Source organism: Sphingomonas faeni, assembly GCF_023195535.1.
In the GTDB taxonomy this organism is placed as follows: domain Bacteria; phylum Pseudomonadota; class Alphaproteobacteria; order Sphingomonadales; family Sphingomonadaceae; genus Sphingomonas; species Sphingomonas faeni_B.
The window spans coordinates 334417-357995 of sequence record NZ_JALPNF010000002.1; the positions used below are offsets into that span (position 1 = coordinate 334417).

A 23579-nucleotide genomic window follows, 5' to 3' on the forward strand; every position below is an offset into this window, starting at 1 on the left:
TGGAAACAAAGAAGGCGGGATGCGTTGTGACCGCCCCCGCCGCTCATATAGGCGCAGGAGCGCGCTTGTCTAATGCCTAGACGAATTCCGGCCGCCCCCTGTCCCGTTCGTCCTGAGCGAAGTCGAAGGACATTGCCCAAAGTGACGTACCCTTCGACTTCGCTCAGGGCGAACGGAGGAAGAGAGGTCCCTGATAGGGATCGACAGGAAGTCGGCGGCGAGAAGACGCTAAGTCAGGCAAATAAAAAGGGGGCCGGCGCTTTCGCACCCGCCCCCTTTCGTTCGGCTTAAGCCTTGAACGACGCCTTGTGCGCCGCACGCTCCTTGTACTTCACGCCCTTCTTGGCGGCAGCCTTCTCGGCTGCGGGGACGAAATGGATCACCTCGACCTTGCCGCCGATCTTCTCGACCGCTTCGATCGCGCCCTTCGACGCGCCGTCGACGGTGAACGAAAGGACCGTGGTCAGCTCGCCCTTGGCGAGGAGGCGGACGCCGTCCTTGCCGCCGCGTGCCAGGCCAGCGGCCTTGAGCGCGTCGTGGTCGAGCGTGGCGTTCGCCTCGATCTTGCCGGCGTCGACCGCGAGCTGGATCGCGCCGAGGTTGACCTCTGCGAAGTCCTTGCGGAAGATGTTGTTGAAGCCGCGCTTAGGCAGACGCATGTGCAGTGGCATCTGGCCGCCTTCGAAGCCGGCGATGGACACGCCCTCGCGGCTCTTCTGGCCCTTCTGGCCGCGGCCTGCGGTCTTGCCCTTGCCCGAGCCGATGCCGCGTCCGACGCGCATCTTGGACTTACGGGCACCCTGGTTATCGCGGAGTTCGTTGAGCTTCATGGTCATGCACTCGCTTTCGCTTGTTACGCGCTGGTTGGATTCACGGTTGGAAACCGGAAATGAGGAAGGGGGCCGTTAGCCCCCTTCCCGGTATTTGTCACTAGGTAGCGTGAAGGGTCAGCCCTCGACCGACACCATGTGCTGCACCTTGCGGATCATGCCGCGGACCTCTGGGCTGTCTTCCAGCTCGCGGGTCTTGTGCATCTTGTTGAGCCCGAGACCGATCAGCGTTGCGCGCTGGTCCTTCTCGCGGCGGATCGGCGAACCGGTCTGCGTGATCTTGATGGTTGCCATGATCGCTTACTCCGTGATCGCAGCTGCATCGGCCTCGGCGGTCTTCGAACCACCATGGCCGAGCAGGTCGGCGATCTTCTTGCCGCGACGCTGTGCGACGGCCTTGGGCGAGGTCTGCTCGCCAAGGGCCTCGAACGTGGCGCGGATCATGTTGTAGGGGTTCGACGTGCCGACCGACTTGGTCACAACGTCCGCAACGCCCAGCGATTCGAAGACGGCGCGCATCGGGCCACCGGCGATGATGCCCGTACCCTGAGGCGCCGAGCGCAGCGTGACCTTGCCGGCACCGAAGTGACCGTTGCCGTCATGATGTAGCGTGCGACCGTCCTTCAACGGAACGCGAACCATCTTCTTCTTGGCAGCAGCCGTCGCCTTCGAGATGGCTTCCGGCACTTCGCGTGCCTTGCCATGACCGAAGCCTGCACGACCCTTGCCGTCGCCGACGACGACGAGCGCTGCGAAGCCGAAGCGCTTACCGCCCTTGACCGTCTTCGAGACGCGGTTGATGTGCACCAGCTTCTCGATCAGCTCTTCGCCGCCATCGTCCGAACCCGGACGACCGCCACGATTGTCGCGACCACCGCGACCGCCGTCACGACCACCGCGGTTGCCGCCCGGGCCACCGCTGCGACCGCCACCGGGGCCACCACGACCGCCACCGCCGCCGCCACCGGGACGGCCACGGCCACCGCCGGTGTTGCCCTGGTAGCCAGTGCTCTGCGGAACATTCTGAGCCGTGACGTCCTGTGCGGTCGTCTCGGGCGCGATAACCGCTGGCGTGTTGTTTTCGTCAGCCATGTCTTAGAACTCCAATCCGGCTTCGCGCGCGGCATCGGCAAGAGCCTTCACGCGACCGTGGTAGAGGAAGCCGCCGCGATCGAACACGACCTGGGTCACGCCCGCTGCCTTGGCAGCCTCGGCGACGCGCTTGCCGACCGAAGTCGCCGCGTCGATGTTGGCGCCGGACGTGCCGCGCACGTCCTTCTCCAGCGTCGAGGCCGATGCGACCGTCGTGCCAGCGGCATCGTCGATCACCTGGGCATAGATGTGCTTGCCCGAGCGATGCACCGACAACCGCGGACGGGTGCCTGCACGTGCGCGGAGCGCGGTACGGTTGCGGCGACGCCGCTTGGCGAAAAGAGAAAGTCCCTTGGTCATTACTTCTTCTTCCCTTCCTTGCGGAAGATGAACTCGCCGTCGTACTTGATACCCTTGCCCTTGTAAGGCTCGGGCTTGCGCCACTGACGAATTTCCGCGGCCAGCTGACCGACCATCTGCTTGTCCGAACCCGAGATCTCGATCGTCGTGTTGTCGGGAGTCTTGACTTCGATCCCCTCCGGCACGTCGATGTTGACGTCATGGCTGTAGCCGAGCTGCAGCTTGAGGTTGCGACCCTGCGCTGCGGCACGATAGCCGACGCCGGTGATCAGCAGCTTCTTGGTGAAGCCTTCCGACACGCCGGTGACCAGGTTCTGCACCATGGTCCGCTGCATGCCCCAGAACGCGCGAGCGCGCTTGGTGTCGTTGGCCGGCTGCACCGAAATGCCGCCGTCTTCGATCGTGTAGCTGATCTCGTCGCGAAGCGGCATCTTGAGGGTCCCCTTGGGGCCCTTCATCGTCAGCTGCTTGTTCTCGATGGTCGGCGTGATGCCCGCCGGTACGGTGACCGGCTTCTTACCAATGCGGCTCATCAGAACACCTCCGCGAGGACTTCGCCGCCGACGTTCTGCTCACGCGCTTCGGAATCCGAGAGCACGCCGCGGGGCGTCGAGACGATGGTGATGCCGAGGCCGTTACGGACGCGCGGGAGTTCCTGCGAGCCGGAATAGACGCGACGGCCGGGCTTCGAGACGCGCGCGACATGCTTGATCGCAGGCTGGCCCTCGAAATACTTCAGCTCGATGCGAAGGCCGGCCGCGGGGCCCATCTGCTCTTCGCTATAGCCACGGATATAGCCTTCGCGCTGCAGAACGTCGAGCACGCGGACGCGCAGCTTCGACGCCGGCGTGAGGACGGAGTCCTTCTTCGCGCGCTGGCCATTACGGATACGGGTGAGCAAATCACCCAGGGGATCGGTCACTGCCATGATTTAGTCCTTACCAGCTCGACTTCGTGACGCCGGGGATGAGGCCCTTGTTGGCCAGATCGCGCAGCTGAATACGGCAGAGCCGGAACTTGCGGTAATAGGCGCGCGGGCGACCGGTCAGCTCGCACCGGTTACGGATGCGGGTCGGGTTCGCGTTGCGCGGCAGTGCCGCCATCTTGAGGCGAGCGATCAGACGCTCACCGTCGTCGAGCGTCTTGTCCGCTGCGATCGCCTTCAGTGCCGCGTACTTCGGGGCATACTGCTTGACCATGCGCTTGCGGCGCTCGTTCTTGTTGACTGAACTCAGTTTCGCCATCGACTTAAGTTCTTTCTTTGCTAGCTCCCCTCCCGCTTGCGGGAGGGGTTGGGGGAGGGAAGGACCAACGCCTGTTCGGCGCGAGGCCCCTCCCCTGACCCCTCCCGCAAGCGGGAGGGGGACTTAGATTAAGCTGCCTTCTTCTCGTCGGCAGCGTCGTCTTCGATCGGGAACGGGAAACCGAACAGACGGAGAAGCTCGCGAGCCTCGTCGTCGGTCTTTGCGGTCGTCGTCACGATCACATCCATGCCGCGGATCTTGTCGACCCGGTCATAGCTGATTTCTGGGAACACGATCTGCTCCTTGATACCGCAGGCATAGTTGCCGCGGCCATCGAAGCTCTTCGGATTGAGACCGCGGAAATCGCGGACGCGGGGAAGAGCGATCGTGATGAAACGGTCGAGGAACTCGTACATGCGCTCGCGGCGAAGGGTGACCTTCACGCCGATCGGCATGCCTTCACGCAGCTTGAACTGCGCGATCGACTTCTTGGCCTTCGTCACGACAGGCTTTTGGCCGGCGATCAGCTCCATTTCGGAAGCAGCCTGGTCGACCTTCTTCTTGTCCTGCGTGGCTTCGCCAACGCCCATGTTCAGCACGATCTTGTCGAGCCGCGGGATTTCCATAACGTTCTTGTACCCGAACTTCTCGGTCATCGCCTTGATGATCGTCTCATCGTACAGTTTCCGCATGCGTGCGACGTAGACGGTCTCTGCGCCGTTCTGCTCGCCAGTGTTCTGATCAACCATTGATCTTCTCCCCGGTCTTGACAGCGACGCGGACCTTCTTGCCGTCCTGCTCCTCGAAGCGGACGCGGGTCGGCTTGCCGTCGGCGGTCACGTGCGCGACCTTCGAAACGTGCATCGGTGCTTCCTTGCGGATCAGGCCACCCTGCGGGTCACCCTGAGTCGGCTTGGTGTGGCGCACGGCGATGTTGACGCCCGATACGACGACCTTGTCGGTCTTCGGCATGGAGACGGTGACTTCACCGGTCTTGCCCTTGTCCTTGCCGGACAGGACGATGACCTTGTCACCCTTCTTGATACGCTGCGACGCCATTACAGCACCTCCGGCGCAAGGCTGATGATCTTCATGTGCTTCTTGCCGCGCAGCTCGCGAACGACTGGGCCGAAGATACGGGTGCCGATCGGCTCCTCGTTCTTGTTGACCAGCACCGCGGCGTTGCCGTCGAAGCGGATGACCGTACCGTCTGCACGGCGGATATCCTTGGCGGTACGCACGATCACCGCGCGGTGAACGTCGCCCTTCTTCACACGGCCACGTGGCTGCGCTTCCTTGATGCTGACGACGATAATGTCGCCAACGCCTGCAACACGACGCTTGGAACCCCCAAGCACCTTGATGCACTGCACCCGCTTCGCGCCGCTGTTGTCAGCGACGTCGAGATTGGACTGCATCTGGATCATGGATCCGTATCCCTTCTCTGTCTCTGGGGTCGATACCGACCGAACCCCGCCTAAAAAATCACCCCGCCGCGGACGAACCGCAACGGGGAGGAGCGGCCGCTTAGCCGTTCCGTCGATGGAACACAAGGTTCCAATGTAAACCGTCATCCCAGCGAAAGCTGGGATCCAGAGTTATGAAGCGTTACGCCTCTGGCTCTGGATCCTGACTTTCGTCAGGATGACGGGAACCGGTTCGAGCCGATCGCCCCTCACCGCGAGATCCCAGCTTTCGCTGCAATGACGGGGTTTGGAGCGTACCAGTTCAGCCCTCGGCCGAAGCCCGCTCCGGCGTCGCGTGGGTGTTGACCCGCTCGATCACCTTCCAGGTCTTCAGCTTGGAGATCGGTGCGATCTCTTCGATCCGCACGGTCTCGCCCTGCTTGAACTCGTTGCTCTCGTCATGAGCATGATACTTCTTCGAGCGACGGATGATCTTCCCGTAGAGCGGGTGCTTCACCTTACGCTCGACGTTCACGACCACCGTCTTGTCGCCCTTGTCGGACACGACCAGACCGGTCAGCACGCGCTTCGGCATGATACGTTCCTTACTTCGCGGCTTCAGCGCTGGTGCGCTGAGCCTGCAGGGTCTTGATGCGAGCGATGTCGCGGCGGACCTCACGAACGCGGCTCGGCTTTTCGAGCTGGTTCGTGGCGGCCTGGAAACGCAGGTTGAACTGCTCGCGCTTCAGTTCGCCGAGCGACTCCGACAGCTGGTCGTCGCTCTTGGTCTTCATGTCGTCGATACGAGCCATGATCTTACTCGCCTCCCAGATGCGAGGTGTCGCCCAGGCGGGCAACGACCTTTACCTTGATCGGCAGCTTCATGGCCGCCCGCTCGAACGCCTCGGCGGCGATCTTGCCGTCGACGCCGTCGAGCTCGAACAGGATCCGACCCGGCTTGACGCGAGCGGCCCAGTATTCCGGCGCGCCCTTGCCCTTACCCATGCGGACTTCGGCTGGCTTTCCCGAGACCGGAAGGTCTGGGAAAATGCGGATCCACAAACGCCCCTGGCGCTTCATGTGACGCGTGATCGCGCGGCGTGCCGCCTCGATCTGGCGTGCGGTGATCCGGTCGGGCTCCATGGCCTTCAGGCCGTAAGAGCCGAAATTGAGCGAGAAGCCACTCTTGGCATCGCCCGAAATCTTGCCCTTGAAGGCCTTCCGGAACTTGGTCTTTTTTGGTTGCAGCATGTCTGTTCCTGCCCCTTAGCGACGATCGTCGCGCTGCGGCCGCACGCCGGAGGTCTGAGCCTCCATCATGATGCGGTCGTACGACGTCGGATCGTTGCCGAGAATCTCGCCCTTGAAGACCCAGACCTTCACGCCGCAAACGCCGTAAGACGTGTGCGCCGTAGCCTCGGCATAATCGATGTTCGCGCGCAGCGTGTGCAACGGAACCCGACCCTCACGATAGCTCTCCGACCGTGCGATCTCGGCGCCGCCAAGACGGCCGCCGCAGTTCACGCGGATGCCTTCGGCACCGAGACGCATCGCCGACTGAACCGCACGCTTCATGGCGCGACGGAAAGCGATACGACGCTCGAGCTGATCGGCGATGCCCTGCGCGACGAGACGCGCATCGACTTCCGGCTTGCGGATCTCGACGATGTTCAGCGAAACGGTCGACGACGTCATCTTGCCGATCGTCGAACGCAGCTTCTCGATGTCCGCACCCTTCTTGCCGATGATCACGCCGGGGCGTGCAGCGAAGATGGAGATGCGGGCCAGCTTGGCCGGACGCTCGATGACCACCTTGGAGATCGCGGCCTGCGGCAGCGTCTTCATGATGAATGCGCGGATCTTGAGATCCTCGAGCAGGAGCCGACCATAGTCGGCGCCTTCGGCGTACCAGCGGCTATCCCAGGTACGGTTGATCTGCAGACGCAGACCGATGGGGTTGCTCTTCTGACCCATTATGCTTCTTCCTGCTCGCGCACGACGATGCGCAGACGGCTGAATGGCTTGAGGATGCGGGTCGACTTGCCGCGGCCGCGGGTAGCGAAGCGCTTCATCGTGATCGACTTGCCAACCGATGCCTCGGCGACGACGAGTGCGTCGACGTCGAGGTTATGGTTGTTCTCGGCGTTGGCGATGGCCGAGGCCAGCACCTTGCGCGCTTCGATCGCCATGCCCTTGGTCGAGAAGGCGAGGATGTTCATCGCATCGCCGACCTTCTTGCCACGGATCAGCGCAGCCACGAGACCGAGCTTCTGCGCGGAACCACGGATCTGCGTACCGACCGAAAGCGCCTCGTTGTCCGCGACCTTGCGCGGGCTGACTTGCTTAGACATCAGCGCTTGCCCTTCTTGTCGGCGGAGTGGCCGGGGAAGTAGCGCGTGGGCGCGAACTCACCGAGCTTCATGCCGACCATGTCTTCGTTGACCGAGACGGGCACGAACTTGCGGCCGTTATAGACGTTGAACGTGAGACCCACGAACGACGGCAGGATCGTCGAGCGACGCGACCAAGTCTTGATCGGCGAACGCGCGTTGGTGTCCTGGGCGGTTTCTGCCTTCTTGAGCAGATGAAGGTCCACGAAGGGGCCCTTCCAGACTGAACGAGCCATTTTAGCCCTTCCTCTTCGTCGAATGACGCGACCGGATGATCATCTTGTCGGTCGACTTGTTATGACGCGTGCGCGCACCCTTCGTCGGCTTGCCCCAAGGCGTAACCGGATGACGGCCACCCGAGGTACGGCCTTCACCACCGCCGTGCGGATGGTCGACCGGGTTCTTGGCGACGCCGCGCGTCAGAGGACGGATTCCCATCCAGCGCGAACGGCCTGCCTTGCCCAGGTTCTGGTTCTGGTTGTCGGGGTTCGAGACCGCGCCAACCGTCGCCATGCAATCGCTGCGGATGTAGCGCTGCTCGCCCGAGTTCAGGCGGACCATCACCATGCCCTTGTCGCGACCGACCACCTGCACGTACGTGCCGGCCGAACGGGCGATCTGGCCACCCTTCATCGGCTTCATCTCCACGTTGTGGACGATGGTGCCGACCGGCATCTGACCGAGTTCCATGGCATTGCCTGGCTTCACGTCAGTCTTCTTGGCCGCGAGAACCTTGTCGCCGACGGCCAGACGCTGTGGCGCCAGGATGTAGGCGAGCTCTTCGTCCGGGTACTTGACCAGGGCGATGAACGCGGTGCGGTTCGGATCATACTCGATCCGCTCGACGGTGCCTTCGACGTCCCACTTGCGACGCTTGAAGTCGATGTAGCGGTACTTCTGCTTGTGACCGCCGGCGATGCCGCGCGAGGTCACATGGCCCTTGTTGTTACGACCGCCGGTCTTGTGCTTACCTTCGGTCAGCGCCTTGACGGGGCGGCCCTTCCAGAGCGACGACTTGTCGACCAGGATGAGACCGCGGCGTGCCGGCGATGTCGGATTATAATGCTTGAGTGCCATGGCCTCAGATCCCCGTCGTCACGTCGATGGACTGACCGTCCTTCAACGTCACGATTGCCTTTTTCATGTCGGAGCGCGAGTAGTTCGTGCCCTTCCACTTCTTGGTCTTGCCCTTCTGGACGAGCGTGTTCACGCCGACGACGTTCACGTCGAACAGCGCCTCTACGGCCGCCTTGATCTCGGGCTTCGTGGCATCGTTCGATACCTTGAACACAACCGCGTTGAACTCCGACAGGGTCGTCGTCTTCTCGGTGATGTGCGGGGCCAGGATAACGTCGTAATGACGATTATCGATGCCCGCCTTCTGCTTCTTAGCCATGGAAGCGCGCCTCCAGCTTTTCGACAGCGGCGCGCGTCAGCACCAGCGTGTCATGCTTCAGGATGTCGTAAACGTTCGCGCCGGCAGCCGGCATCACGTTCACTTCGTACAGGTTGCCCGCAGCGAATGCGAAGCTGGTGTCGACCATGTCGCCGTCGATGACGAGCGCACGCTTGCCGAAGCCGAGCTTTGCGAGATCGCCCTGCAGCGTCTTGGTCTTGCCACCCTCGACAGCCAGGCTGTCCATGATGACCAGCGAACCCGCCTTGGCGTGGCTGCTGAGAGCCATCCGCAGGCCGAGCGAGCGAACCTTCTTGTTCAGCGACGGGTTGAAGTCACGGACGCGTGCGCCGTGAGCCTTACCACCACCGATGAACACAGGTGCGCGACGATCGCCGTGACGAGCCGTACCGCCGCCCTTCTGGCGACCGAACTTCTTGCCGGTGCGTGCGACGTCTGCGCGCTCACGGGTGCCACGAGCCGTCTCGCGACGCTTCTCGAGCTGCCAGGTGACGACACGGTGCAGGATGTCGGCGCGCGGATCGAGGCCGAAGACCTCATCGTTGAGCTCGATGTCCGATGCGTCGGTGCCGGCGAAAGATGAAACCTTGATCTTCACGCTCAGCCCTCCTGGCCGTCGGCTGCAGGTGCGTCGGTCGTTTCGGCCGGCGTGTCTGCTGCGGTGTTGCTGTTTGCGGTCTTGAGACCGGCGGGGAACGGTGCGTCGGCGTGGCGCGCGACCTTCACCGAGTCCTTGACGAAGAGCCAGCCGCCCTTTGAGCCAGGAACCGAACCCTTGACGAACAGGAGACCACGCTCGACGTCCGTCGATACGATCTCGAGGTTCTGCTGGGTGCGATACTTGTCGCCCATGTGGCCGGCCATCTTCTTGTTCTTGAAGACCTTGCCCGGATCCTGGCGCTGACCGGTCGAACCGAGCGAACGGTGCGAGACCGACACGCCGTGGGTTGCCCGCAGACCGCCGAAGCCCCAACGCTTCATGCCGCCCTGGAAGCCCTTACCCTGGGTCTTGCCCTGGATATCGACGATCTGGCCTGCGACGTAGTGGTCGGCCGAGATCTCGGCGCCAACGTCGAGCAGGCCGTCTGCGTTCACACGGAACTCATGGACGACAGCCTTAGGCTCCACTTCGGCCTTGCCGAAATGGCCGCGCTGCGGCTTTGCGACATTCTTCGACTTGGCGACACCTGCACCAAGCTGGACGGCAGTGTAGCCGTCACGATCCATTTCGCGAACGGAAACGACCTGATTGCCTTCGAGTGCCAGAACGGTGACCGGCACGTGCCGACCATCTTCCTGGAACAGGCGGGTCATCCCCATCTTCTTCGCGATCACGCCAGTACGCATGATCTTGTCCCTTCCTAGACAGAGGCCCCGTCGGACTATTCCTCGGGGGCTTGCGGACCATGTCCGGAGCGAACTCCATGATGCGTCCACCTGACCCCATCCCCGGCAAAAGCCCTGAATGGAGTCGGTTCAACCCGGTAAATACGAAACGTGCCCCCGTCCCGGGCTGGTGCTTCTGCGAATGCGGAAGCGTGACGGGGGACGCTGCCCCGTCGGTTTGCACCGACGGCGGTATCCCAATGTAGAGCGGCGCGGGACCATTGCTGGTCGACCGCGCCGCGCCAGCCCTTAGGCCAGCTTGATCTCTACGTCCACCCCTGCCGCGAGGTCGAGCTTCATGAGCGCATCGACCGTCTGCGGCGTCGGCTGGACGATATCCAGCATACGCTTGTACGTGCGCACCTCGAACTGCTCGCGCGACTTCTTGTCGATGTGCGGGCCGCGGTTCACGGTGAACTTTTCGATGCGCGTCGGAAGGGGAATCGGACCGCGGATGAGCGCGCCGGTGCGGCGTGCGGTGTCGGCGATGTCGCCAGTGGCCTGATCGAGCACACGGTGATCGAACGCCTTCAGACGAATGCGGATATTGCTGTCCATAGTCCCTACCGATGCGAAAGAGCGGGCCCGTTTCCGGGCTCTTGCTGGTTGATGTTTAAACCGAAGGCGGGCCATTACGGGAGAGTCGGTTGAAATGCAACCGGGGGTTGCGGGTTTTCGCCGGTTACGAGCGAGGAATGGGACATCATCGGACGGTGCCCTATCCTCCCCCTCCGTCGCCTACGGCGCCACCTCCCCCTGGCGGGGGAGGATTGTAGCTATCGACGCTTCGCCGCTAAGATCGCGCCGCTACTTGATCCTCCCCCGCCAGGGGGAGGTGTCGCCAAGGGCGACGGAGGGGGAGGCAAGCGATGCGGCTCAAAGGATCCCTACCCGCTCGCAGCAACGCCAAGCGCCTGCGAAAACAGATGACCCCGCCCGAGATTGCCCTCTGGCTAGCGCTACGAGCTAACGAAGAAGGCCTACGCTTCCGAAAACAACACGCAGCAGGCCCCTACGTCCTAGACCTCTACTGCACCCCAGCCCGACTCGCGATCGAAGTCGACGGTGAATCCCACAATCACGGCAACCGCCCCGAACGAGACGCAACCCGCCACGCATGGCTGATCAACAAGAACATCCAAGTCCTCCGCTACCCAGCTCGCGAAATGCTAGCCAACCTCGACGACGTCGTCCGCCAGATCACATCCATCGCACTCCAACGCCGAACCACCATCGAGAGCTAATCGCCCCCTCCCCCTCCCCCTCCGACGCCGCCGGCGCCACCTCCCCCTAGCGGGGGAGGATTGAGCGGGAAGCTGAATGGCTCAGTTGGGAAGGGAAGCGGAGGGGCTGGCTTGAAGCGTGATACCTTATGGAAGGCCCGTCGCGCATCAAAGCGCCGCCATTGTCAGGTTAAATGTGCGATCACTAACGCGCATTCGGTGCAGCGTAACGACACTATCACCGATCATTTTGCGAATTAACTTCTCGTTTTCGGCCGTGCATTTCGCTCCCAAGGCGATCCCGGTGATGATGCTTCGGTCGAATGGAATGATTGTCCCCGCCTTATCCGCCTTCATCACCCGCCACTCTTGCTCGTAGTGCCAAAAGTCAGCTTTTGTCGCTAACGCGTCGGCAAGTGGGCGCTCCTGTATCGTGGTATGCATGTCAGCGATTACTGGGCGAACAGGTTGATAATCAACTTTCCAGATCGGTAAAAGCTGTTCGGCGTTCCCCCGCTGGAAGTCGAATTGTAACGCGATGCCATAGTGGTTTGCTGCATAATGACTCCACATCAGGACATTGTTTATCGTCTCTGCTAAGCAGAAAACACCCTTCTCCCGCGCATTTGCCGCAGCCGCTTGTTGCAGCTTTTCCCGAAGGAGGGGGATGGGGAGATCATCTAGCGCCGTTTGCGCCTGCGCCTGAATGAACCAAGCGGGGAAATCGCCAGCCATCGCGTCTGCGATACGCCGTGCCATGCCCTGCTTCCAAGCCCATAGATCCGGCTGAGCAGTAGGCACGTCGATATACGGGAGACAATCAAAGGGATCGTTAAAGTCAGCCGCGCTCGAGAGATAACAGTTCCCGTGTAGCAGCATCATCAAACGGTCCTGCCAAGGGGGCGTCTGTGCGAGTGCTAAACTAAGGTATTTGTAAAGGGGCGGGGGGCTAATGCTTATCATGATGCACGGGTCGCCAGCATTGTGTTGTCGGCATATCCTACACTGATCGGCTGGGTGAATGAACGTCCAATGTCTGGAAGCGCTGATGGAAGCCTGAACGTCCGCCGATAGGCGCAAGCGGACCAATCCGAACTAGCTTGTCCGGGTGCTTTTCACCCGCCCACCCCAAACACGAAAAGAGCCCGGCCTCTCTCGCGAGAAGCCGGGCTCTTTTCGATCACCTCCCGAAGGAGAGGATGCTTACTTGTCGATCTGGCTGACGACGCCTGCACCGACGGTACGGCCGCCTTCGCGGATCGTGAAGCGCTGGCCCACGTCCATGGCGATCGGTGCGATCAGCTTGATGCCGAGCGACACGTTGTCGCCTGGCATGACCATCTCGGTGCCCTCAGGCAGCTCGACGGTGCCGGTCACGTCCGTCGTACGGAAGTAGAACTGCGGGCGGTAGTTGGCGAAGAACGGCGTGTGACGGCCACCCTCTTCCTTCGACAGCACGTACACTTCCGAGTTGAAGTCGGTGTGCGGCTTGATCGTGCCTGGCTTGCAGAGCACCTGGCCACGCTCGACTTCGTCGCGTGCAACGCCGCGGATCAGTGCGCCGACGTTATCGCCAGCCTGGCCCTGGTCGAGCAGCTTGCGGAACATCTCGACGCCCGTGACCGTGGTCTTGCGGACGGTCGGATGGATGCCGACGATCTCGACTTCCTCGCCAACCTTGACGATGCCGGTCTCGACGCGGCCGGTGACGACCGTACCACGACCCGAGATCGAGAACACGTCCTCGATCGGCATCATGAACGGCTTGTCGAGCGGACGCTCGGGCTGCGGGATGTAGTCGTCGACGGCCTGCATCAGCTCGGTGACGGCATCGGCGCCGAGCTTCTGGTTCGAACCCGACAGTGCGCAGGTAGCCGAACCCTTGATGACGGGGATGTCGTCGCCCGGGAAGTCGTACGAGCTGAGAAGCTCGCGGATTTCCATCTCGACCAGCTCAAGGATTTCCTCGTCGTCGACGAGATCGACCTTGTTCATGAACACGACCATTGCGGGCACGCCGACCTGGCGTGCGAGCAGGATGTGCTCACGGGTCTGTGGCATCGGGCCATCGGTCGCCGAAACGACGAGGATCGCGCCGTCCATCTGGGCTGCGCCGGTGATCATGTTCTTCACATAATCGGCGTGGCCCGGGCAATCGACGTGCGCGTAGTGACGGTTGGCCGTCTCGTACTCAACGTGTGCGGTCGAGATCGTGATGCCGCGCTCGCGCTCCTCGGGAGCCTTGTCGATGTTTGCGAAGTCGACCGCGGTACCGCCGGTCGTCTCAGCGAGAACCTTCGTGATCGCAGCGGTGAGCGACGTCTTGCCATGATCGACGTGACCGATGGTGCCGATGTTGAGATGCGGCTTGTTCCGCTCAAATTTTGCCTTGGCCATTGTTTCCTACCTTCTGATTCGTATTCCGGTGCCACCCCGGGAACCGCGCGAACGCGGCCCAATAGCGGCTGTTAAAGCGTTGCGCCAGCCCCTGCTTAGGGAGAGGCCGACGCGGAAGTAAATTCCGCGTCGTCGAACTTCGGTCGCTGACCGAAGCCGGCCGGCCTTTCGGCGTCTCCGAGCCAGGAAAACCTGGCTCGGTGCGCCTAGGGCTTACGCCAGCTTAGCCTTCACTTCGTCAGCAACATTCTGCGGCACTTCGTCATAGTGCGAGAACTGCATCGAGTACTGAGCGCGACCCTGCGTGAACGAGCGAAGCGAGTTCACATAGCCGAACATGTTGGCCAGCGGGACCATCGCCTCGACCGTCTGCGCGTTGCCACGGCTGTCGGTGCCCTGGATCTGGCCACGACGGCTGTTCATGTCGCCGATGACGTCGCCCAGATAATCCTCCGGGGTGACGACCTCGACCTTCATGACCGGCTCGAGCAGCGTGATGCCCGACTTCTGCGCCACTTCGCGCATTGCGCCACGGGCACAGATTTCGAACGCCAGTGCCGACGAGTCGACGTCGTGATACGCGCCGTCATACAGCACGATCTCGAAATCGATGATCGGGAAGCCGACCAGCGAACCCGACGCTGCGGTTTCGCGGAAGCCCTTCTCGATCGCCGGCAGATATTCCTTCGGAATGTTGCCGCCCTTGATCTCGTCCTTGAACGTGATGCCCGAACCGCGCTCGCCCGGCGTGACCTTGACCTTCACGCGACCGAACTGGCCGGTACCGCCCGACTGCTTCTTGTGCGTGTAGTCGACGTCGACCGGCTTCTTCAGATACTCGCGATACGCGACCTGAGGAGCGCCGACGTTCGCCTCGACCTTGAACTCGCGCTTCATGCGATCGACCAGGATCTCGAGATGGAGCTCGCCCATGCCCTTGATGATGGTCTGGCCCGACTCGGGGTCCGACGAAACGCGGAACGAAGGATCTTCGCGTGCGAGACGATTGAGCGCGACGCCCATCTTCTCCTGGTCGGCCTTGGTCTTCGGCTCCACCGACAGCTCGATCACGGGCTCGGGGAATTCCATCCGCTCGAGGATGATCGGTGCGTTCATCGCGCAAAGCGTGTCACCGGTCGTGGTATCCTTGAGACCCGCGAGAGCGACGATGTCGCCGGCGAAAGCCTCCTGGATGTCCTCACGGCTGTTCGCATGCATAAGCAGCATGCGACCGACCTTTTCCTTCTTGTCCTTGACCGAGTTGGTGACCTGCGATGCGGTCTCCAGCTTGCCCGAGTAGATGCGGGCGAAGGTCAGCGTACCGACGAACGGATCGTTCATGATCTTGAACGCCAGTGCCGAGAACGGAACGTCGTCCGACGAAGGACGTTCGTCCGGCGTCACGCCGTCGAGCTTCAGACCCTGGATCGCGGGAACGTCGAGCGGCGAAGGCAGATAGTCGACGACGGCGTCGAGCAAAGGCTGAACGCCCTTGTTCTTGAACGCCGAGCCGCAAACGACCGGCACGAACGCCATGCTGAGCGTACCCTTGCGGATCAGCGCCTTGAGGTCGGCGACGCTCGGCTCGTTGCCTTCGAGATACGCCTCCATGAGGGCATCGTCCTGCTCGACGGCCATCTCGATCAGCTCGCTGCGATACTTCGCGGCCTTGTCGGCCAGATCCGCAGGGATCTCGGCATATTCGAACTTCGCGCCGAGCGACTCTTCGAGCCAGATGATCGCGCGGTTCTCGACGAGGTCGACGAGACCCTTGAAGCCGCCTTCCATGCCGATCGGGAGATACAGCACGGCCGGACGCGCGCCGAGGCGCTCGATGATCGAGTTGACGCAGAAGTAGAAATCGGCGCCGGTGCGATCGAGCTTGTTGATGAAGCACATGCGCGGCACGCCGTACTTGTCGGCCTGACGCCACACGGTCTCGGACTGCGGCTCAACGCCGGCAACGCCGTCGAAGCATGCAACCGCGCCGTCGAGCACGCGAAGTGAACGCTCAACTTCGATCGTGAAGTCGACGTGGCCGGGCGTATCGATGATGTTGATAAGGTGCTCTTCGCCCTTACCTTCTTCGGCGCGCCACTTGCAGGTGGTCGCAGCCGACGTGATCGTGATCCCGCGCTCCTGCTCCTGCTCCATCCAATCCATCGTCGCGGTGCCTTCGTGCACTTCGCCGATCTTGTAGGACTTGCCGGTGTAATAGAGGATGCGCTCGGTCGTCGTCGTCTTGCCGGCGTCGATGTGCGCCATGATGCCGATGTTACGGTAACGGTCGAGCGGATGGCTGCGGGCCATGATCGTGCTTCCTTAAGAATATGGGGAGCCGAACGTGCCGGCTCCCCAATATATAGGTGTTTGCGTTACAGGCGAAAGACCGCCTGCATCGCGGTTACCAGCGAACGCCGATAAACACCGCTGTTACCAGCGGTAATGCGAGAATGCACGGTTGGCTTCCGCCATCCGGTGCGTATCTTCACGCTTCTTGACCGCGTTGCCACGGTTGTTGGCGGCGTCCATCAGCTCACCCGACAGCCGTGCGGCCATCGTGTTCTCGCTGCGCGAACGTGCCGCACCGATCAGCCAGCGAATCGCCAGCGCCTGTGCGCGCTCGGGACGAACCTCGACCGGCACCTGGTACGTTGCACCACCGACGCGGCGCGAACGGACTTCGATGCCCGGCTTTACGTTGTTCAGCGCATCGTGGAAAACGCCGATTGGATCGCGCTTTGCGCGCTGCTCGACGGTTTCGAATGCACCGTACACGATCAGCTCTGCGACGGACTTCTTGCCGTCCAGCATGACGCTGTTCATGAACTTCGACAGAACCTCATCCCCGAACTTGGGATCAGGCAGGATGACCCGCTTTTCGGGACGACGACGACGTGCCATTTTGTATTCCTTCTAAACTTCAGCCTTGGTGATCGCAAATATGAGCGATCGGCTTACTTCGGACGCTTGGCGCCGTACTTGGAACGCGACTGACGCCGGTCCTTCACACCCTGTGTATCGAGCACGCCGCGCAGGACGTGATAGCGAACACCAGGAAGATCGCGGACACGACCGCCACGGATCAGGACAACCGAATGCTCCTGAAGATTGTGACCCTCGCCCGGGATGTAGCTGATGACTTCGCGCTGGTTGGTCAGGCGAACCTTGGCCACCTTGCGCAGAGCCGAGTTCGGCTTCTTCGGGGTCGTCGTGTAGACGCGCGTGCAAACGCCACGCTTCTGCGGATTTGCTTCCATCGCAGGGACCTTAGACTTGGCCTTCTGCGGATCGCGGCCCTTGCGGACCAGCTGGTTGATCGTCGGCATTGAAGCCTTCACCTTTCAAGTGGTTACTTTGCTGGAGCCATGAGGCGCCTGAGAATACAAAAAGGACCATCGGGAGCGCGAAACGCCCCTCAGGCCCTGGAATGCATCCAGCAATGTTCAAGCATGCCCGGCGGGAAAGACTCCCGAAGAACAGGGCGCGCCTATAGGTCAGGACGGGGGTGAGGTCAACGGGGCGGAATCGGCTTGGGTGGCAGGCAAAGGATTGGTTTCAGGTGGATACGAACGCCCACGTAAGTCCGTCGACCACCCCTTCTAATCCTCCCCCGCCAGGGGGAGGTGGGACCGAAGGTGACGGAGGGGGAGGAACACGCAACGTCCGTTGCCCTTTCCTCCCCCTCCGTCTGTTATGCGCCAGCCACCTCCCCCTGGCGGGGGAGGATTGGCGACCTCCACTATCGCGGCCTCGTGCGGAGCACGGCGAGCAGGGTCTTCTCGAATCGCGCAGGGTCCTCGACCTGTGGCGAGTGGCCCAGCCCCTCCAGCATCACTAGGTTCGCATTCGGCATCTGCTTCACCGCAGGCTGCGCAACCATCGGGATCGGCTCGAGAAACTTCCGCAGACTCGCCGGCGCCTGCGCACGACCGAACGCGGTCTTGTCGAGCGTCCCGACGATCAGTGTCGTCGAAGGCGTAATCCGGTAGAGTTCGTGCGCGACCGGCTGCGTCTTGATCATCTCGCTGGTCTTCGCCTGCGCGAGCGCAACGGTATCGCGCCCTGCCCCCTGATACATGCCCGCCTGCATCCAGACCCAGCGATCGTAGGACGGCTTCCACACGCTGTGATAATAATTCTCGAGCTGGTACGCCTTGATCGACGCGTAGCTGGTCTTCTTCTCGTTCGCCCAGAGCCTGTCGACGTCGGTATAGGGCACGCCCTCCTCGCCGCGATCCTTCAGGCCGAGCGGATTGACGAGGACGAGCTTCTCGACCGACGCCGGGTAGAGAATAGCGTAGCGCATCGCGAGCATGCCGCCCATCGAATGCCCGACGATCGTCGCCCGCGTGATGCCGCGCGATCCGAGCAGCCGCTTGGTGAACGTCGCCAGCATCTCGAAACTATACTGCGCCGCACGTGGCTTGGACGATTTGCAAAAGCCGATCTGGTCGGGGACGATCACACGGTAGCCGACATCGATCAGCGCCCGCGCCGTGCTGGCCCAGGTCGCGCCGCAGAAGTTCTTGCCGTGCAGCAGAACGACGGTGCGGCCATTGGGCCGCTGTGGCGCGATATCCATGAACGCCATCTGCGCTGGGCTGCCGACGATATCGACTTCCATCGTCTGGACCGGCCAGGGATACGTGAAGCGTTCGAGTTGCGGACCGAGGTCGGGCGCCTGTGGCACCGGCCCCGCGCCCGCAAGCATGAGCGCGGCCGGCAGCGCCGACAGCATCCAATGCGCCTTCATACGAATACACTTTCCTACAGCCACCAATGAGGCTTAGGGTTAACGGGCAAACGCGGCCCCTTGCAACGCATCATCGTCATCATGACGAAATGCACGCGAGACGCTTGCCCTTCTCGAAACGGCTGGGTAAGGGGCGCGTCCGTGTAGGAGTGTAGCTCAGTTGGTTAGAGCGTCGGTCTCCAAAACCGAAGGCCCTCGGTTCGAATCCGAGCACTCCTGCCACCCCCTTTAAATTCCGGTTTCGAACGGCACCGTTTCCCGCGGTGCCTTCGCACGCCCATCACGATTGCAGAAAATGCATTTCATAATGCAATTTTCGCAATTGCTCTATGATGTGCTGCGGCGCACAACGATCAGGCCTTTCAGGCATCCTCTCCTAAAAACTTTCATGGCCGGTCTCGTACCGGCCTTTTTTTTCGTCTGCGATCGGCGTACGCATTGGATGCCTTCGTCAAGCCGAACGATAAATAGAAACCGTGGGAGCGGAGCCGCCGGTGAAACCGGCACCGGCCGGGCGATCGTGCGGGGGATACAGAGCGACCCAAGCGCTCTCCCCCGCCACTTCTCCAAAACCCACCACTTCTCCAAAGACCCCGTTTTCTCCAAAGACGCCTTCTCCAGTGGCAGCGCGCCAAACAGCCCTGCCCGGTGTGCACGCCCGGGCCTCCATCCGACCCGCCGCCTCCGCGCACTTGCTTTCACCTGTGACGGCAGCTATCTGCCGCGCTTCCGACAGCGAGGACGGACCTGACAGCGCTGCTCTTCACAGAGAGCGGCTAGAGGGTCTATGCCTCGCATCCCAAGTTTCTCAATCAGCGGGTTCGAAGAACATCGTGGCGAAGACGTCCCCCCTCGAATTCATCCAGCAGGTCCGCAACGAGACCGCGAAGGTCACGTGGCCGACGCGTCGCGAGACGGTCATGACCGGCGTGATGGTGGTGATCATGACGACGATCCTCGCGCTGTTCTTCCTGGGCGTCGACTCGATCCTGCAAGCGATCGTCTCCGCCCTCCTCAAACTCGCTCAGTAAGCAAGGTTCCGTCATGGCGCGCTGGTACATCATTCACGCCTATTCGGGCTTCGAGGGCAAGGTCCGCGACTCGATCATGGCCGAGGCGACCCGGATGGGTCTCGAACAGCTCGTCGAGCAGATCGAAGTCCCGACCGAAACCACGACGGAAGCCCGTCGCGGCAAGAAGATCGCGGTCGAGCGCAAGTTCATGCCGGGCTATGTGCTCGCCAAGCTGAACATGAACGACGACGTGTATCACCTGGTGAAGAACACGCCGAAGGTCACCGGCTTCCTCGGCAGCATGGGCAAGCCCCAGGCGATCAGCGAGGCGGAAGCCACGCGGATGCTGAACAGCAAGGAAGAAGCCGCCGCTGCGCCCAAGCAGAAGGTCAAGGTCGACTACGAGATCGGCGATCAGGTCAAGGTCCTCGACGGCCCGTTCGCGACCTTCAACGGGCTTGTGGAAGAACTCGACTTCGACCGCAGCCGCGTCAAGGTTTCGGTGTCGATCTTCGGGCGCGCGACCCCGGTCGAGCTCGAGTTCGAGCAGGTCGAAAGAAGCAAGTAAGGCCAAGCCGCACGCGATTAGCCAAGGGCTAATCGCGAGACGGCGTCAGCCCGACCGGCGGGCCATCGGCCCGACCACGACGCGGGATTTACTCCCGCGTCGCGTTTAGGGAACGCCCGGTGTTCCGCACAGTCCCTTCGCGTTCCGGAATCACGGAACTCTGGCCTGCTTCACGCCGGGGGCTGACTTTCGCCTGGATGGCGTGAAGCAACAGACGATCCGCCCAAAGGCATGCTCTTGGATTTAGGAACGCCCGGCCTGCAGAGCCGCGCGCCGAAAACTGCGCTATCCCGCGATCACCGCGCGCATCCGCCCTTGGCTTTATGTAACTGTGAGCGAAGCAGGCGATTTCGACAGAGGCGCCTACTTATCGCCGTTCGCTCGAGCTTCGGCGCTTCCCTATAGCGGTCAGTCATTCAGGTCCGAATTACCAGCGGCAGCGTGTCGTCGCAGAAAGTTACCAACCTCTACCCCCCCAAACCATCGATATCGAGGGTCTAGCGAACGCCGATCGTTGCGTCGGAAGCGCGCCGTCGCCGCTTTATTCTAGAAGCGGCGAGGTTCGTGCCCGATGGCGTCGCACGTGCCACGAAAGCCATAATTGCTCATGCCTTGGACCGTGATACGACCGCTACGCCGATCAACCACAATCTTTGGCTTATTCAAACCGTTCAGGCGATAGCTAGCCCGGATCGTATCAGGGCTTACAGACACGTCGTACAAGTCCCACCATCCCTGATCCCCACGAGAATTGATTGGCGGGATCAGCGATTTGGGCAGTCGTATACGTCCACCACCGGCCCAAGTCTGCACCGTGAGCGAGGCGTCGAAGACCTCTTTTCTGGTTTCGGTGTAGTTGCCAGACTCGTATCGATCACGATCACGGTTCCAATTCCACGTGGTACCGCTGGCGAAACCGGTCTTCGATCCGTCTCCAAAACAAACGAGACCTAGCTCCACGTTTCTTCCATCGACGACCGGTCCTCCCGACGGATAGCCGGCTTGTCCGCTACCGGGACCCGTTGGTGCGCGTCCATATGCGGGATCCGGTTCATAGTCCGGGCGCGGCCGTGACGCAGGCTGACGACCGTAGTTGGGGTCAGGACGAAGGTTCGCGGGTTTTCGGCAGTCGGGCGACGTCGTCGGTTGAATGGAATTATAGCGGCCTTCCATCGTGGCGATGCTGACGCACTGGCGCCGGTCGGCGTTCCACCAATAGGTATAGGCGCGATCGTCACCTTGCTCCCCGCGGATGTTTACATAGCCGCGCCGTTGCAGTTCCATCTCGCCCTGACCGGCACGGGCACCAACCATGTCTTCAAGCCCGGTAGATTGCGCCTGTGCAATCGGCGGAAGCGCAGAAGCTGATAGAAATATGGCCATGATCTTCAACAGGCCTGCTGGACAACGCATCGCGACTCTCCTGTTCGGGGGGAATCAGTTCTTTACCAATACAGCGAGTTTATAAATTAGGAACGATGGCGTCCATAGCCGTCGACAGCCTTCAGGCTCTGGTCACCCCCGGGAACTGGGTAAATCAAGATCGTCCGTCCGGCCAAAGAGGCGCACGCCCGGCGATGGTTTGCAGCACACCCTGCCGCGTCCGTCACATTCTATCTTTACCAACCATTAAGGCCCGACTTTGAGGGAAGCGTGCCATTGCGATCGAAGATGGAATCGAACATGATGCAGCATGGATTTCATGAAGTGGCTCAGTTCGCTCGACGAACTCCTCTACGAGGTCATGAGCTGGCTAATCTTCTTCCCGTTGACGTTATGGCGTGCGGTCTTCCAACCCATCGCTGTGATGGAGCAGGTCGAACGAGAAGCGGCGCTTCCGGATGATCAGCAATATGCTGCCCTAGTTCGGCCACCGCTTTTCCTAGCACTGGCGTTGCTGCTAGCGCACACAGTCAGCGCAGCACTTGGGCAGACCGACAAAATCATCGCTAACACCCATGGGCTTGCCGGACTCGTAAACGATAATACGACGGCGCTGGCCTTCCGGGCTGTAATATTTGCGGCATTTCCTCTTTTTCTTGCCGCTCGAATTGTGCGTTGCCGCGGGGCCAAGTTAGACCGCGGCTCCCTGCGACAGCCCTTCTACGTGCAATGCTATCCCGCTGCGGTTTTCGCGCTCGGGATAAGCCTCAGCGCCGTCCTGATTGATGATAATAACGATCTGATGCCCACGATTGGCCACTGGTTGATGGGTCTTAGCACTTTGAACTACTGGCTCGTGGTGACCGGTAGGTTCGCGAAGGTGCTTGGAACTGGCTATCTGCGTGCCACAGGTAACGTGGCTATAGGAATGTTTGAGGGTGCATTATTTCTCGTTGGCGTTGGTTTCCTATTCACAAGATAGTCTTGCACTGTGCGGCGAATTATCAGGCGACGTTCCCATAGGAGATAGCTCACGCCTGCGTGCAGGCGGCAAGCCGCTTGTTACGGCGGACTGCCAACCGAAGGCCGCCAGTCCGCTTTCCTCCCAAAGATGAGACCGCTATTTCCGTCCCTTCAATCGCCAGCCGCCGAACAGCGCGACATCCGGATCATGCGCAACCTTCGTCGGGTCGGCCTTGCTCCAGCCGGTGACCTGATCGAGCGCCGGCAGGCGTATGGGCTTCGGCGTCGGATACGGGTTTCTCAGCGTCGGTTCGCCGCGTTCGTTGCGGGCGGCTTCGGCGAGGTCGAAGGCTTCGCGGGCGCGGGCTTGGCGGGCTTCGTACATTGCCGTCAGGCGGTAGCTGTGGGCTTCGCTCGATTCACCGCGGCGGCGCTTGATGTGGGGCGGCTCCTCCTGGAGGTGGACCGTCTTGGCGTGCAGGTGGAGGAGTTGCAGCGCCTGGTTCGCGGTCATCGGCGGGATCGGCGGGGGTTCGTTGTGGCGCCACTCGTCATGGTCGTGCGCGCCGGGCAGGGAGCCGGCGAGCAGCGCTGACTCGACCTGTTCGTAGCCGAGTTCCAGCGCGAGGCGCATCTCGCGGGCGAAGGCGGGGCTGGCTTTGCGGCGGGCGTAGAAGGCGGAGTGGCTGAAGCCGGCGGCGGCGGCCGAGAGGCGGATGTTGGCGGTGGCGGAGAGCGCGGTGAGGAAGGCTTGCTCGGCGGCGTGACCCAGGCGGTTGGCGGGCGGGCGACGGAGCTGGAGGCGGCCGTTTGCGGCTCTTGTCGTGGTGGGGGTTCCGGTTGGGATGGCGGCGGTGTTGGCACTCCCCTCCCCCGACCCCTCCCGCAGGCGCGAGGGGAGATTTAGGGCGGCGGAGGCGAAGTCTAGGGCGGCGTCCCACTTGGCGGCGAAGGCGGGGTGGGCGGCGCGGCGCTTGGTGAAGGTGGAGCGGTTGTAGCCTAGCGTGCTGGCGGCTTCGCGGGCGTTGCCGGTGCGGCGGAGGGCGGCGAGGAACACGGCGTTCTGGGCGGCCTGGCGGCGGGTGAACTGGTCGGGGGTGAAGGGGCGCGCCATCGCTAGTGGGTCTGCCTCGATATCCTACATTGCAAGG

33 protein-coding genes and 1 tRNA gene are annotated in these 23579 nt (G+C 62.0%); 5 read left to right on the forward strand and 29 right to left on the reverse strand.

What is annotated here, in order from left to right; all coding sequences use genetic code 11:
- Nucleotides 1–287 precede the first annotated feature (287 nt).
- The 21 genes from rplO to rpsJ all read right to left on the reverse strand — a co-directional run bounded on the left by rplO (nt 288) and on the right by rpsJ (nt 10683).
- Nucleotides 288–830, reverse strand: a complete 543-nt coding sequence (gene rplO / locus SPHN_RS05945; RefSeq protein ID WP_248522399.1) for a 50S ribosomal protein L15 — start codon at nt 828–830, stop codon at nt 288–290.
- A gap of 117 nt (nt 831–947) precedes the next feature.
- The gene (rpmD, locus tag SPHN_RS05950) at nt 948–1124 is read right to left on the reverse strand and encodes a 50S ribosomal protein L30 (RefSeq protein ID WP_055872633.1); all 177 of its coding nucleotides are present in this window, start codon (nt 1122–1124) and stop codon (nt 948–950) included.
- Nucleotides 1125–1130: 6 nt separating this feature from the next.
- Nucleotides 1131–1922, reverse strand: a complete 792-nt coding sequence (rpsE, locus tag SPHN_RS05955) for a 30S ribosomal protein S5 (RefSeq protein WP_248521938.1) — start codon at nt 1920–1922, stop codon at nt 1131–1133.
- A 3-nt stretch (nt 1923–1925) separates the two neighbouring features.
- Entirely contained in the window at nt 1926–2282 is a 357-nt protein-coding gene (gene rplR, locus SPHN_RS05960; RefSeq protein ID WP_031393749.1) for a 50S ribosomal protein L18, read from the reverse strand.
- Nucleotides 2282–2815, reverse strand: a complete 534-nt coding sequence (gene rplF / locus SPHN_RS05965) for a 50S ribosomal protein L6 (protein ID WP_056047628.1) — start codon at nt 2813–2815, stop codon at nt 2282–2284. The genes rplR and rplF overlap by 1 nt, the downstream gene beginning before the upstream one ends.
- Nucleotides 2815–3210 (reverse strand): 30S ribosomal protein S8, encoded by a 396-nt coding sequence (gene rpsH, locus SPHN_RS05970; protein WP_031393751.1) that lies wholly within the window; start codon nt 3208–3210, stop codon nt 2815–2817. The genes rplF and rpsH overlap by 1 nt, the downstream gene beginning before the upstream one ends.
- 10 nt (nt 3211–3220) lie before the next feature.
- Nucleotides 3221–3526, reverse strand: a complete 306-nt coding sequence (gene rpsN, locus SPHN_RS05975; RefSeq protein WP_056015537.1) for a 30S ribosomal protein S14 — start codon at nt 3524–3526, stop codon at nt 3221–3223.
- A gap of 128 nt (nt 3527–3654) precedes the next feature.
- Nucleotides 3655–4275 (reverse strand): 50S ribosomal protein L5, encoded by a 621-nt coding sequence (gene rplE / locus SPHN_RS05980; protein WP_248521940.1) that lies wholly within the window; start codon nt 4273–4275, stop codon nt 3655–3657.
- Entirely contained in the window at nt 4268–4585 is a 318-nt protein-coding gene (gene rplX / locus SPHN_RS05985) for a 50S ribosomal protein L24 (protein ID WP_056047623.1), read from the reverse strand. The genes rplE and rplX overlap by 8 nt, the downstream gene beginning before the upstream one ends.
- A complete protein-coding gene (gene rplN / locus SPHN_RS05990) occupies nt 4585–4953 on the reverse strand; it encodes a 50S ribosomal protein L14 (RefSeq protein WP_031393755.1) in 369 nt (122 codons plus the stop codon). Before rplN ends, rplX begins: the two co-directional genes overlap by 1 nt.
- A 301-nt stretch (nt 4954–5254) precedes the next feature.
- Nucleotides 5255–5527 carry a 30S ribosomal protein S17 gene (gene rpsQ, locus SPHN_RS05995; RefSeq protein ID WP_248521942.1) on the reverse strand — a complete coding sequence of 91 codons (273 nt, stop codon included), beginning with the start codon at nt 5525–5527 and terminating at the stop codon, nt 5255–5257.
- A gap of 10 nt (nt 5528–5537) precedes the next feature.
- On the reverse strand, nt 5538–5744 hold the full coding sequence (gene rpmC, locus SPHN_RS06000; protein ID WP_055872644.1) for a 50S ribosomal protein L29: 207 nt from the start codon (nt 5742–5744) through the stop codon (nt 5538–5540).
- A gap of 4 nt (nt 5745–5748) precedes the next feature.
- Nucleotides 5749–6183: a 50S ribosomal protein L16 gene (gene rplP, locus SPHN_RS06005; protein WP_031393758.1), complete on the reverse strand. Its 435-nt coding sequence runs from the start codon at nt 6181–6183 to the stop codon at nt 5749–5751.
- A gap of 15 nt (nt 6184–6198) precedes the next feature.
- On the reverse strand, nt 6199–6906 hold the full coding sequence (gene rpsC / locus SPHN_RS06010; protein WP_055872646.1) for a 30S ribosomal protein S3: 708 nt from the start codon (nt 6904–6906) through the stop codon (nt 6199–6201).
- Nucleotides 6906–7283 (reverse strand): 50S ribosomal protein L22, encoded by a 378-nt coding sequence (gene rplV / locus SPHN_RS06015; protein ID WP_056047621.1) that lies wholly within the window; start codon nt 7281–7283, stop codon nt 6906–6908. The genes rpsC and rplV overlap by 1 nt, the downstream gene beginning before the upstream one ends.
- Nucleotides 7283–7558: a 30S ribosomal protein S19 gene (gene rpsS / locus SPHN_RS06020; RefSeq protein ID WP_031393761.1), complete on the reverse strand. Its 276-nt coding sequence runs from the start codon at nt 7556–7558 to the stop codon at nt 7283–7285. The genes rplV and rpsS overlap by 1 nt, the downstream gene beginning before the upstream one ends.
- A gap of 1 nt (nt 7559) precedes the next feature.
- Nucleotides 7560–8399 (reverse strand): 50S ribosomal protein L2, encoded by an 840-nt coding sequence (gene rplB / locus SPHN_RS06025; protein WP_055872649.1) that lies wholly within the window; start codon nt 8397–8399, stop codon nt 7560–7562.
- A 4-nt stretch (nt 8400–8403) separates the two neighbouring features.
- A complete protein-coding gene (locus SPHN_RS06030; protein ID WP_056047618.1) occupies nt 8404–8718 on the reverse strand; it encodes a 50S ribosomal protein L23 in 315 nt (104 codons plus the stop codon).
- Entirely contained in the window at nt 8711–9337 is a 627-nt protein-coding gene (gene rplD, locus SPHN_RS06035) for a 50S ribosomal protein L4 (RefSeq protein ID WP_248521944.1), read from the reverse strand. The genes SPHN_RS06030 and rplD overlap by 8 nt, the downstream gene beginning before the upstream one ends.
- A gap of 2 nt (nt 9338–9339) precedes the next feature.
- On the reverse strand, nt 9340–10086 hold the full coding sequence (gene rplC, locus SPHN_RS06040; protein WP_056060507.1) for a 50S ribosomal protein L3: 747 nt from the start codon (nt 10084–10086) through the stop codon (nt 9340–9342).
- A gap of 288 nt (nt 10087–10374) precedes the next feature.
- Nucleotides 10375–10683 carry a 30S ribosomal protein S10 gene (gene rpsJ / locus SPHN_RS06045; protein ID WP_007406109.1) on the reverse strand — a complete coding sequence of 103 codons (309 nt, stop codon included), beginning with the start codon at nt 10681–10683 and terminating at the stop codon, nt 10375–10377.
- 368 nt (nt 10684–11051) lie between these two features.
- On the opposite strand from rpsJ, the gene SPHN_RS06050 reads away from it, so the two are divergent.
- Nucleotides 11052–11369, forward strand: a complete 318-nt coding sequence (locus tag SPHN_RS06050) for an endonuclease domain-containing protein (RefSeq protein WP_248522401.1) — start codon at nt 11052–11054, stop codon at nt 11367–11369.
- Nucleotides 11370–11516: 147 nt separating this feature from the next.
- On the opposite strand, the gene SPHN_RS06055 is transcribed toward SPHN_RS06050, so the two are convergent.
- The 6 genes from SPHN_RS06055 to SPHN_RS06080 all read right to left on the reverse strand — a co-directional run bounded on the left by SPHN_RS06055 (nt 11517) and on the right by SPHN_RS06080 (nt 18501).
- Nucleotides 11517–12107 (reverse strand): DUF2971 domain-containing protein, encoded by a 591-nt coding sequence (locus SPHN_RS06055; RefSeq protein ID WP_248521946.1) that lies wholly within the window; start codon nt 12105–12107, stop codon nt 11517–11519.
- A 444-nt stretch (nt 12108–12551) separates the two neighbouring features.
- Entirely contained in the window at nt 12552–13745 is a 1194-nt protein-coding gene (gene tuf / locus SPHN_RS06060) for an elongation factor Tu (protein WP_031393767.1), read from the reverse strand.
- A gap of 213 nt (nt 13746–13958) precedes the next feature.
- Nucleotides 13959–16055: an elongation factor G gene (gene fusA / locus SPHN_RS06065; RefSeq protein WP_248521948.1), complete on the reverse strand. Its 2097-nt coding sequence runs from the start codon at nt 16053–16055 to the stop codon at nt 13959–13961.
- A 123-nt stretch (nt 16056–16178) separates the two neighbouring features.
- Nucleotides 16179–16649, reverse strand: coding sequence for a 30S ribosomal protein S7 (rpsG, locus tag SPHN_RS06070; RefSeq protein ID WP_055872660.1), 471 nt, complete (start codon nt 16647–16649; stop codon nt 16179–16181).
- 53 nt (nt 16650–16702) lie between these two features.
- Nucleotides 16703–17074 (reverse strand): 30S ribosomal protein S12, encoded by a 372-nt coding sequence (gene rpsL / locus SPHN_RS06075; protein ID WP_010164594.1) that lies wholly within the window; start codon nt 17072–17074, stop codon nt 16703–16705.
- Between the two features lie 413 nt (nt 17075–17487).
- A complete protein-coding gene (locus SPHN_RS06080; protein ID WP_248521950.1) occupies nt 17488–18501 on the reverse strand; it encodes an alpha/beta fold hydrolase in 1014 nt (337 codons plus the stop codon).
- Between the two features lie 145 nt (nt 18502–18646).
- Here SPHN_RS06080 and SPHN_RS06085 point away from each other — a divergent pair.
- The 3 genes from SPHN_RS06085 (at nt 18647) to nusG (ending at nt 20082) form a co-directional block, all read left to right on the forward strand.
- Nucleotides 18647–18723 (forward strand) — tRNA-Trp (locus tag SPHN_RS06085).
- Nucleotides 18724–19334: 611 nt separating this feature from the next.
- Complete coding sequence (gene secE, locus SPHN_RS06090) at nt 19335–19532, forward strand: preprotein translocase subunit SecE (RefSeq protein WP_056047594.1); 198 nt, start codon at nt 19335–19337, stop codon at nt 19530–19532.
- 13 nt (nt 19533–19545) lie between these two features.
- On the forward strand, nt 19546–20082 hold the full coding sequence (gene nusG, locus SPHN_RS06095) for a transcription termination/antitermination protein NusG (RefSeq protein ID WP_055872668.1): 537 nt from the start codon (nt 19546–19548) through the stop codon (nt 20080–20082).
- 546 nt (nt 20083–20628) lie between these two features.
- Here the strand turns inward: nusG and SPHN_RS06100 are convergent.
- Complete coding sequence (locus tag SPHN_RS06100) at nt 20629–21465, reverse strand: hypothetical protein (RefSeq protein WP_248522403.1); 837 nt, start codon at nt 21463–21465, stop codon at nt 20629–20631.
- Nucleotides 21466–21775: 310 nt separating this feature from the next.
- Between SPHN_RS06100 and SPHN_RS06105 the strand changes: the two genes are divergently transcribed.
- Complete coding sequence (locus tag SPHN_RS06105) at nt 21776–22447, forward strand: hypothetical protein (RefSeq protein WP_248521952.1); 672 nt, start codon at nt 21776–21778, stop codon at nt 22445–22447.
- A gap of 138 nt (nt 22448–22585) precedes the next feature.
- On the opposite strand, the gene SPHN_RS06110 is transcribed toward SPHN_RS06105, so the two are convergent.
- Complete coding sequence (locus SPHN_RS06110; RefSeq protein WP_248521954.1) at nt 22586–23542, reverse strand: hypothetical protein; 957 nt, start codon at nt 23540–23542, stop codon at nt 22586–22588.
- Between the last annotated feature and the right edge of the window lie 37 nt (nt 23543–23579).

Coding starts and splice junctions, on each gene's coding strand:
- rplO (WP_248522399.1), bottom strand. CDS start 830: ATGAAGCTCAACGAACTCCGCGATAACCAGGGTGCCCGTAAGTCCAAG.
- rpmD (WP_055872633.1), bottom strand. CDS start 1,124: ATGGCAACCATCAAGATCACGCAGACCGGTTCGCCGATCCGCCGCGAG.
- rpsE (WP_248521938.1), bottom strand. CDS start 1,922: ATGGCTGACGAAAACAACACGCCAGCGGTTATCGCGCCCGAGACGACC.
- rplR (WP_031393749.1), bottom strand. CDS start 2,282: ATGACCAAGGGACTTTCTCTTTTCGCCAAGCGGCGTCGCCGCAACCGT.
- rplF (WP_056047628.1), bottom strand. CDS start 2,815: ATGAGCCGCATTGGTAAGAAGCCGGTCACCGTACCGGCGGGCATCACG.
- rpsH (WP_031393751.1), bottom strand. CDS start 3,210: ATGGCAGTGACCGATCCCCTGGGTGATTTGCTCACCCGTATCCGTAAT.
- rpsN (WP_056015537.1), bottom strand. CDS start 3,526: ATGGCGAAACTGAGTTCAGTCAACAAGAACGAGCGCCGCAAGCGCATG.
- rplE (WP_248521940.1), bottom strand. CDS start 4,275: ATGGTTGATCAGAACACTGGCGAGCAGAACGGCGCAGAGACCGTCTAC.
- rplX (WP_056047623.1), bottom strand. CDS start 4,585: ATGGCGTCGCAGCGTATCAAGAAGGGTGACAAGGTCATCGTCCTGTCC.
- rplN (WP_031393755.1), bottom strand. CDS start 4,953: ATGATCCAGATGCAGTCCAATCTCGACGTCGCTGACAACAGCGGCGCG.
- rpsQ (WP_248521942.1), bottom strand. CDS start 5,527: ATGCCGAAGCGCGTGCTGACCGGTCTGGTCGTGTCCGACAAGGGCGAC.
- rpmC (WP_055872644.1), bottom strand. CDS start 5,744: ATGGCTCGTATCGACGACATGAAGACCAAGAGCGACGACCAGCTGTCG.
- rplP (WP_031393758.1), bottom strand. CDS start 6,183: ATGCTGCAACCAAAAAAGACCAAGTTCCGGAAGGCCTTCAAGGGCAAG.
- rpsC (WP_055872646.1), bottom strand. CDS start 6,906: ATGGGTCAGAAGAGCAACCCCATCGGTCTGCGTCTGCAGATCAACCGT.
- rplV (WP_056047621.1), bottom strand. CDS start 7,283: ATGTCTAAGCAAGTCAGCCCGCGCAAGGTCGCGGACAACGAGGCGCTT.
- rpsS (WP_031393761.1), bottom strand. CDS start 7,558: ATGGCTCGTTCAGTCTGGAAGGGCCCCTTCGTGGACCTTCATCTGCTC.
- rplB (WP_055872649.1), bottom strand. CDS start 8,399: ATGGCACTCAAGCATTATAATCCGACATCGCCGGCACGCCGCGGTCTC.
- SPHN_RS06030 (WP_056047618.1), bottom strand. CDS start 8,718: ATGGCTAAGAAGCAGAAGGCGGGCATCGATAATCGTCATTACGACGTT.
- rplC (WP_056060507.1), bottom strand. CDS start 10,086: ATGCGTACTGGCGTGATCGCGAAGAAGATGGGGATGACCCGCCTGTTC.
- rpsJ (WP_007406109.1), bottom strand. CDS start 10,683: ATGGACAGCAATATCCGCATTCGTCTGAAGGCGTTCGATCACCGTGTG.
- SPHN_RS06050 (WP_248522401.1), top strand. CDS start 11,052: ATGACCCCGCCCGAGATTGCCCTCTGGCTAGCGCTACGAGCTAACGAA.
- SPHN_RS06055 (WP_248521946.1), bottom strand. CDS start 12,107: ATGGCACGGCGTATCGCAGACGCGATGGCTGGCGATTTCCCCGCTTGG.
- tuf (WP_031393767.1), bottom strand. CDS start 13,745: ATGGCCAAGGCAAAATTTGAGCGGAACAAGCCGCATCTCAACATCGGC.
- fusA (WP_248521948.1), bottom strand. CDS start 16,055: ATGGCCCGCAGCCATCCGCTCGACCGTTACCGTAACATCGGCATCATG.
- rpsG (WP_055872660.1), bottom strand. CDS start 16,649: ATGGCACGTCGTCGTCGTCCCGAAAAGCGGGTCATCCTGCCTGATCCC.
- rpsL (WP_010164594.1), bottom strand. CDS start 17,074: ATGCCGACGATCAACCAGCTGGTCCGCAAGGGCCGCGATCCGCAGAAG.
- SPHN_RS06080 (WP_248521950.1), bottom strand. CDS start 18,501: ATGAAGGCGCATTGGATGCTGTCGGCGCTGCCGGCCGCGCTCATGCTT.
- nusG (WP_055872668.1), top strand. CDS start 19,546: ATGGCGCGCTGGTACATCATTCACGCCTATTCGGGCTTCGAGGGCAAG.
- SPHN_RS06100 (WP_248522403.1), bottom strand. CDS start 21,465: ATGGCCATATTTCTATCAGCTTCTGCGCTTCCGCCGATTGCACAGGCG.
- SPHN_RS06105 (WP_248521952.1), top strand. CDS start 21,776: ATGGATTTCATGAAGTGGCTCAGTTCGCTCGACGAACTCCTCTACGAG.
- SPHN_RS06110 (WP_248521954.1), bottom strand. CDS start 23,542: ATGGCGCGCCCCTTCACCCCCGACCAGTTCACCCGCCGCCAGGCCGCC.